The organism is Paenibacillus sp. YYML68, assembly GCF_027923405.1.
Classification (GTDB): Bacteria; Bacillota; Bacilli; order Paenibacillales; family NBRC-103111; genus Paenibacillus_G.
On sequence record NZ_BQYI01000001.1, the window covers coordinates 4,650,235 to 4,657,500 of the forward strand.

At 52.6% G+C, this 7,266-nt stretch carries 5 protein-coding genes, 14 tRNA genes and 2 rRNA genes (1 of these 21 only partly in view); all 21 read right to left on the reverse strand.

What is annotated here, in order from left to right; genetic code table 11:
• Window positions 1–31: 31 nt before the first annotated feature.
• Entirely contained in the window at window positions 32–1,030 is a 999-nt protein-coding gene (locus tag PAE68_RS20790) for a methyltransferase domain-containing protein (RefSeq protein WP_281890160.1), read from the reverse strand.
• Window positions 1,005–1,874 (reverse strand): alpha/beta fold hydrolase, encoded by an 870-nt coding sequence (locus PAE68_RS20795; protein WP_281890161.1) that lies wholly within the window; start codon window positions 1,872–1,874, stop codon window positions 1,005–1,007. The genes PAE68_RS20790 and PAE68_RS20795 overlap by 26 nt, the downstream gene beginning before the upstream one ends.
• A gap of 17 nt (window positions 1,875–1,891) precedes the next feature.
• On the reverse strand, window positions 1,892–3,073 hold the full coding sequence (bioF, locus tag PAE68_RS20800) for an 8-amino-7-oxononanoate synthase (RefSeq protein ID WP_281890163.1): 1,182 nt from the start codon (window positions 3,071–3,073) through the stop codon (window positions 1,892–1,894).
• Between the two features lie 27 nt (window positions 3,074–3,100).
• On the reverse strand, window positions 3,101–4,099 hold the full coding sequence (gene bioB / locus PAE68_RS20805; RefSeq protein ID WP_281890165.1) for a biotin synthase BioB: 999 nt from the start codon (window positions 4,097–4,099) through the stop codon (window positions 3,101–3,103).
• 36 nt (window positions 4,100–4,135) lie between these two features.
• Window positions 4,136–4,894 carry a dethiobiotin synthase gene (bioD, locus tag PAE68_RS20810; protein ID WP_281890167.1) on the reverse strand — a complete coding sequence of 253 codons (759 nt, stop codon included), beginning with the start codon at window positions 4,892–4,894 and terminating at the stop codon, window positions 4,136–4,138.
• Between the two features lie 237 nt (window positions 4,895–5,131).
• Window positions 5,132–5,205 (reverse strand) — tRNA-Arg (locus PAE68_RS20815).
• Between the two features lie 5 nt (window positions 5,206–5,210).
• Window positions 5,211–5,284 (reverse strand) — tRNA-Gly (locus PAE68_RS20820).
• Window positions 5,285–5,291: 7 nt separating this feature from the next.
• Window positions 5,292–5,368: transfer RNA gene (locus tag PAE68_RS20825), tRNA-Pro, on the reverse strand.
• A gap of 11 nt (window positions 5,369–5,379) precedes the next feature.
• Window positions 5,380–5,459: transfer RNA gene (locus PAE68_RS20830), tRNA-Leu, on the reverse strand.
• Between the two features lie 11 nt (window positions 5,460–5,470).
• Window positions 5,471–5,545 (reverse strand) — tRNA-Gly (locus tag PAE68_RS20835).
• 74 nt (window positions 5,546–5,619) lie between these two features.
• Window positions 5,620–5,694: transfer RNA gene (locus PAE68_RS20840), tRNA-Gly, on the reverse strand.
• Between the two features lie 18 nt (window positions 5,695–5,712).
• A tRNA-Lys gene (locus PAE68_RS20845) sits at window positions 5,713–5,788 on the reverse strand.
• Between the two features lie 6 nt (window positions 5,789–5,794).
• Window positions 5,795–5,866: transfer RNA gene (locus tag PAE68_RS20850), tRNA-Gln, on the reverse strand.
• Window positions 5,867–5,874: 8 nt separating this feature from the next.
• Window positions 5,875–5,950 (reverse strand) — tRNA-His (locus tag PAE68_RS20855).
• A 120-nt stretch (window positions 5,951–6,070) separates the two neighbouring features.
• Window positions 6,071–6,147 (reverse strand) — tRNA-Asp (locus tag PAE68_RS20860).
• A gap of 40 nt (window positions 6,148–6,187) precedes the next feature.
• Window positions 6,188–6,264: transfer RNA gene (locus PAE68_RS20865), tRNA-Met, on the reverse strand.
• Between the two features lie 9 nt (window positions 6,265–6,273).
• A tRNA-Val gene (locus PAE68_RS20870) sits at window positions 6,274–6,349 on the reverse strand.
• 4 nt (window positions 6,350–6,353) lie between these two features.
• Window positions 6,354–6,428 (reverse strand) — tRNA-Glu (locus tag PAE68_RS20875).
• 7 nt (window positions 6,429–6,435) lie between these two features.
• Window positions 6,436–6,511: transfer RNA gene (locus PAE68_RS20880), tRNA-Asn, on the reverse strand.
• 31 nt (window positions 6,512–6,542) lie between these two features.
• Window positions 6,543–6,659, reverse strand: a 5S ribosomal RNA gene (rrf, locus tag PAE68_RS20885).
• Between the two features lie 171 nt (window positions 6,660–6,830).
• Window positions 6,831–7,266, reverse strand: a 23S ribosomal RNA gene (locus PAE68_RS20890); it runs 2,495 nt beyond the window's last position.

The window sequence follows — 7,266 nt, forward strand, 5'->3', positions numbered from 1 at the left end:
TCAATATTATACGTCATCGATCGTCATTACGCTATACTAATATCCCATAAACTACATGATAAGTTGCACGGACCCCGCTCGCATCTCTATATTGGTGCTCATACATCTGCTCCATCGTCTTCAGCAACCGCCTGCTCAAGCTCCCCCCGGCCGCACCGTGACTCGCACTGCTGGCGCCCGTCTCCTTGACGCTGTAGAGGAAGCTTCGCACATCCGGATAATGCACATGATGAAGACACTCTTCCTGATAGAACACCCGTCCATTCGCGAGAGTAGCCGCCGCCTGATCGCTAAGCTCGAACTCTGCTGTACCTTTATGTCTGCCAGTAGAAGCTGCGGCATCACCTCCGCCTGCCACACAGCTGAACAATGCCTCCCAATCCCTGAGTCCGAGAAAATGCTGCCCCCTTCGCATCGTACCCTGCAAGCCTAACAGCTCCTCCGCCCTTCTGAAGCTGTCATGCAGCTCCCGGAACGTCTCGGGACCGAACGTACTGAAGGCAAGCTGGCCAGAGGGCGCTAGCTTCCTCAACCATGCGCTCATCGCGGCCTCCGGGTCGGTGAACCATTGGAATGCAGCGCTAGATACAATTAGATCGATAGAACCGTCCTCCAGCGCAAGACACTCATCGGAGCAAGATGTGGACACCTGAGCGTCCTCCTCGCCTTCCCTGCTCAAGCATCGCTCCGCATCACCTAGCCACACCTCTAGCCGGTTTTGCTCGTATGCCCCCTTGCAGCGCTCGATCGTCAGCTCCAGCATACGAGGTGCGAGATCGATCGCGAGCAGCTTCGCATTCGGGAACTGCTCCAGCAGCTTCGCCGTCAGTCGGCCTGTGCCACAGCCAATTTCAACGATTCGGTGCACTTCACGCGGTAGCATCTGCAGGTTCGTTAGACTTGATCCGACCAGCTCCAGCAACCGATCAGCCATACGTGCTTGTATGACAGCATGACGATCATACTGCTCGGCATAGCGGTCGAAGTGGCGTTGTACCGATTTTTTATGAATACGTATCGTTTCCATCATGAATAAATCCCCTTAGCTGCTTGTAGAACAACTCCGGCTGTGTCAAGAACGGTGCATGTCCGGCACCCTCCAGCACATAGCGCTGAAGCCCTGGTGTACCCTCCGGCATCGCCTGCAACGGACATATCGAATCGTTCTCCCCATGCAGCCACAGCAGCTGAATAGCTTCTTCTGCAAGGGCAGCTCGTACAATAACGTCCCAGCCCTCTTGAAGCGACAACTCCATCAAGTAATCGAGACCTGCCCTCAGCCCCTCCAGCGAGAAGTCCGAGCTGCTCGACTCCCAAGCCTCCATCTGCCCACTGAGCTCTCTCCGCTCGACGTCAGTAAGCATCGAAGCTCTGAACTGCTGCAGCACCGTCTTCGTCTCAGCTTCGAGCTTCCCCTTCATCCGCTCTACAATACGTCTTGGCCACCCAAGAGCACGGTCATAACTCAAGAAGGATAATGTTGAACTGACGAGGATTATTTTCGGAAAAGAAGCACGTGCCTGTTGTTCATCGTTCTGCTCATCATTCAGCTTATGGTTCAGCTCCTCCTGAACAGCTTCACCATCAAGAGCCGTCTTGCACCTTGCGATTAACCAATCCAGCAGCAGCATTCCGCCCATCGACCACGCTACGATGGCATGTGGCCTTACTCGAGTGACCTGCTCATGCAGCGCCTGCTGGAAGGAAGGTTTGCTCTTGCAACCATCATAGGTGAAATAATAATGCATCCACCTCACCGAATCCGCCTCAAGCTCAATAGCGCCCTCCTGTGCGAACAATGACGTCACCCTCTCCCAATCTCGCGGAGACGCTCCCCAGCCGTGAATCCAGAGCAGACGCCTCGGGCTACGCACGTCATATTCACCCCTCACTAATCAGCCTCTCCTTCCGCGACACAAGCGGCAATCTGCTCTACCGCCCAGCGTAAATCGTCCATCGCATGCTCGGACATGAGCGTCAGCCTAATTCTTGCTGTGCCTTCAGGGACGGTAGGAGGTCGTATCGCTACGGCTGCAATACCGAGCTGCTGCAGACGATCGGCCATGCGCACCGCATTCGCATCCGAGCCAACTATCACCGGAATAATGTGACATTCGCTCAGACCCACCTGAACGCCTCTATCGCGCAACGAATCGCGGACGAAGGCCGCCTTGTACTGCAGCTGCTCTCGCGCAAGCGAAGCAGCCTTAACCTCGATCCAATGCTCTCGAATCGTAACAATCAACTGAGGTGGTAACGCAGTCGAGTAGATGAAGCTTCGCGCCTGATTAATTAAGGATTCCTTCACCATCATACTGCCCGCCACATAAGCTCCATAGGCTCCGTACGCCTTGCTGAACGTGCCCATCTGCAGCTCCACCTGCTCAGTCAGCCCGAGTTCATGGATGAGACCCTGCCCCGTCGTCCCATACAAGCCGCCGCTGTGCGCCTCATCTACCATTAGCATCGCACCATACCGTTCCTTAAGCCAGACGAGCTCACGCAGCGGCGCGATCGTGCCGTCCATGCTGAAGATCGAGTCAGTCACAATAAGCTTGCGCTTGCTTGATGACGCAGCCTTCAGCATATCCTCCAGCTGATTCGTGTCCCGATGTCTATACCTTCTCAGCTCCGCACGGCTTAACACAATCCCGTCCACGATACTCGCATGATTCAACCGATCGCTGAACACAACATCATCTCTGCCGACGACAGCGGGTATGACGCCGATATTGGCCATATAGCCGCTTCCGAACAGCAGGCAGCCCTCCGTTCCTTTATAAGCTGCGAACTGCTCCTCGAGCTCTGCCACCTCTACGCCGGTACCTGTAACAAGTCTGGAGGCTCCTGCACCTCTGCTTGCACCTCTGTTTGCACCTAATGAGCGCTCTGCCCTATCATTTCGAGCCGCCAATCCGAGATAATCGTTAGAGGCCAGATTGAGCATTCTTCTACCGTCGCGCAGCATCCAGCCGCTCTCCAGCGGCTCGGATATAACAAGCGAGCGTCGTCTCGACTTAGCCTCCAACGCTTGAAGCTCATCCTTCATCCAGCTTAAACTACTAGATTCCATAGCTATCCTCAAATCCGACATGTGCATTTACAATGCACACAGCTCAATCTCGAAGCCGAGATCCTCGATCATCTGATGATCCGCGGACGCCTCTTGTCCTTCCGTTGTTAAATAGTCGCCTACGAACACCGAGTTCGCCGCATACAAGCTCAACGGCTGCAAGGAGCGCACATTCACTTCTCGACCGCCTGCCACCCGAATCTCCTTTGACGGATTGATGAATCGCATCAGCGCCAGCACCCTCAAGCAATGACGCGGGTTAAGGTCTCTACGGTCCTGAAGCGGCGTACCTGTTATCGGATTCAGGAAATTAATCGGGATCGAGTCGGCATCCAGCTCACGCAAGGCATACGCCATCTCTACGATCTCCTCCAGCGTCTCCCCCATTCCGATAATACAGCCGGAGCACGGCGACATACCTGCCGTTTTCGCCTTCTCAACCGTACTTACCCGATCGTCATATGTGTGTGTAGTCGTAATGTTGCCGAAGTTTTGCTTGCTTGTATTCAGGTTGTGATTGTAGCGATCGACCCCAGCTTCCTTCAATCGCTCCGCCTGCTCATCACTCAGAATACCCAGACATGCACAGATCTTCATCGGCATCGAAGACTTAATTTCTTTCACAGCGTCGATCACATGATTAAGCTCTTTATTCGTAGGTCCTTTGCCACTTGCTACGATACAGTAGGTGCCGACCTTCAGCTCCATCGCCTTCTTAGCACCTGCCACAAGTGTATCCTTCTCCAGCAGCGGATATTTCTCAATTCCAGCCTTCGATACGATCGACTGAGAGCAGTAGCCGCAATCCTCTGGACACAAGCCGCTCTTTGCATTAATGATCAGATTCAGCTTAACCTTCTTGCCATAATAGTGCTTGCGCACCTGGAAGGCCGCGTGCATAATCGCAAGTAGCTCATCATCGTCCGCCTTCAGCACTGAGAGTGCGTCATCCATCGTCAGCAGTTCGCCTCTTAATGATTTCTCCGCCAAGTCATTCCAATTCACCTGTGTCTGTACCTGTACCATGTCATCCGCCTCCTGCTTATATGCATTTCGTTATATTTATGTAAAAAAAGAACGAAGCTTCTCGCCGATTCCCGAACGTACCAGCTCCTCAACCCACACTTGCCGCCATTGAGCATGAATAGTAGCTTTATCAACCTGTGTGCTTACTGAATAGGACTGTACGGTTATCCATGGGAGCATGCCCAGCACCGGCACATTTCCGAACGTCTCGATCATTCTGCGATTTTCCTCAAGTGTACGGTCATGGGCATCCGTGTAGCCATTCAAGATAACACCCACAACGTCCAAGCCGCGCTTCCTCGCTGCTTCAATTGTTAACAGCGAATGATTAACTGTTCCTAATCCAGGCCTAGCTATAATCACGATAGGAAGACCGAGCAGCATAGCCAGATCCGCGACAAGATGTTTTCCCGTCAAAGGAACCAGAAGCCCTCCTGCACCCTCCACGAGCAACGGCCTTCGAGCCTCAAGCCGACGTTGGCCCTCATTGCGCAGCTTGTCCCAACTGATCTCAGCTCCTGTGCGCTCTGCTGCCATCCATGGCGCCAATGGCTCCTTGAACGTATAGGTAACCGTTTCTTCCTCTGTCTGCTGAAGACCGCTTCCATGGACTAGACGGTAGCTATCCGCATGTGCATCGCCTAGCTCTACTCCTGATTGCACAGGCTTCCAAATACAAGGCTTGCTGCCATCCTCCACATACTGACAGACATAGGCGGCTAGAGCAGCCGTTACGCATGTCTTGCCTACATCGGTGTCTGTTGCGGTAATGAACAGACCTTTATGTCTATACATTTGCCGTCACCCTCACCCAAACGTTAACCACGTTTATAATATTTAGGTTAACAATAGATTACACGTATTCTACTATAAGCTCGAGCTGGCGACAAGATATATTTAGGGTGTTATATAAAAAAACGTCTCTGCCCCATTCCACGGAGCAAAGACGTATAGTATCCAATAATTATTTCAAATGAAAAGACCTCTTGCTTGAGTGCAAGAGGTCTGGAAATATGCGAGTATGCAAGGTTACGTCCCAGGAGGGATTCGAACCCCCGACCGACGGCTTAGAAGGCCGTTGCTCTATCCAGCTGAGCTACTGGAACTTACTTGGAGCGGGTGATGGGAATCGAACCCACGCTACCAGCTTGGAAGGCTGGAGTTCTACCATTGAACTACACCCGCAAAATAATGGTCGGGACGACACGATTTGAACATGCGACCCCCTGGTCCCAAACCAGGTGCTCTACCAAGCTGAGCTACGTCCCGTAATTTATAAATGCCGGTAGAGGGACTCGAACCCCCACGGTTTCCCTCACGATTTTGAGTCGCGCGCGTCTGCCAATTCCGCCATACCGGCTAATATGAAGTTGGAGCGGAAGACGGGAATCGAACCCGCGACCCTCGCCTTGGCAAGGCGATGCTCTACCGCTGAGCCACTTCCGCATAAGGAGATACTGATAAATATTTAATCATAAAACCACAAAACAATCAACAATAATTTAACCCTTTGGTTAAATTGGAGCGGAAGACGGGAATCGAACCCGCGACCCTCGCCTTGGCAAGGCGATGCTCTACCGCTGAGCCACTTCCGCACGAAATAATAAATGAAATGGTGAGTCATGTAGGACTCGAACCTACGACACCCTGATTAAAAGTCAGGTGCTCTACCGACTGAGCTAATGACTCATAATACTGGGGATCTAGGATTCGAACCTAGGCATGACGGAGTCAAAGTCCGTTGCCTTACCGCTTGGCTAATCCCCAATAGGTAATGGGGCGATCGAAGGGAATTGAACCCTCGAATGTCGGAGCCACAATCCGATGCGTTAGCCACTTCGCCACGACCGCCATAAATATAACGGGTACCATCGAAAGGATTCGAACCTCCGACCTACGCTTTAGAAGCGATTGCTCTACCACTGAGCTACGAGGTACACTATATGTTTGAAATACTTTAATTCAAAAAAATGGCGGAGCCGACGGGATTCGAACCCGCGGTCTCCTGCGTGACAGGCAGGCATGTTAGGCCTCTACACCACGGCTCCGCGATAAAACAATTTACTCTGAAACGATGCTCAGAATATTTGGTTGCGGGGGCAGGATTTGAACCTGCGGCCTTCGGGTTATGAGCCCGACGAGCTACCGAGCTGCTCCACCCCGCGATATTAGTATGGTGGAGGCTGACGGGATCGAACCGCCGACCCTCTGCTTGTAAGGCAGATGCTCTCCCAGCTGAGCTAAGCCTCCATACTGGTGACCCGTAGGGGATTCGAACCCCTGTTACCTCCGTGAAAGGGAGGTGTCTTAACCCCTTGACCAACGGGCCTTAATAATGGCTCCCCGAACAGGACTCGAACCTGTGACAACTCGATTAACAGTCGAGTGCTCTACCAACTGAGCTATCAGGGAATGTTAATAGTTGCAGGGCAACTTAATACCGGCTTGGCGACGTCCTACTCTCCCGGGACCCTGCGGTCCAAGTACCATCGGCGCTGGAAGGCTTAACGGTCGTGTTCGGGATGGGTACGCGTGGTTCCCTTCCGCCATCATCACCAAACCGGATTTTTATGCTGACATCACTTCTTCGAGATTCGACAATAAAATATCCAACCTTGAAAAGGACATGCAGCTTAAAACTCAAGGCTATTGCACCTTGAAAACTGGATACGAAACTCAAGCACGCTGATGCTCTATATTAGCATTATGAGATGTACATCTCATAATTATTTAGGATAAGCCCTCGACCGATTAGTATTCGTCAGCTACACACGTTACCGCGCTTACACCCCGAACCTATCAACCTCGTCGTCTACAAGGGGTCTTACATACTGGGAAATCTCATCTTGAGGGGGGCTTCACGCTTAGATGCTTTCAGCGCTTATCCCGTCCGTACTTGGCTATCCAGCCGTGCTCCTGGCGGAACAACTGGTACACCAGCGGTACGTCCATCCCGGTCCTCTCGTACTAAGGACAGCTCCTCTCAAATTTCCTACGCCCGCGACAGATAGGGACCGAACTGTCTCACGACGTTCTGAACCCAGCTCGCGTACCGCTTTAATGGGCGAACAGCCCAACCCTTGGGACCTACTTCAGCCCCAGGATGCGATGAGCCGACATCGAGGTGCCAAACCTCCCCGTCGATGTGGACTCTTGGGGGAGATAAG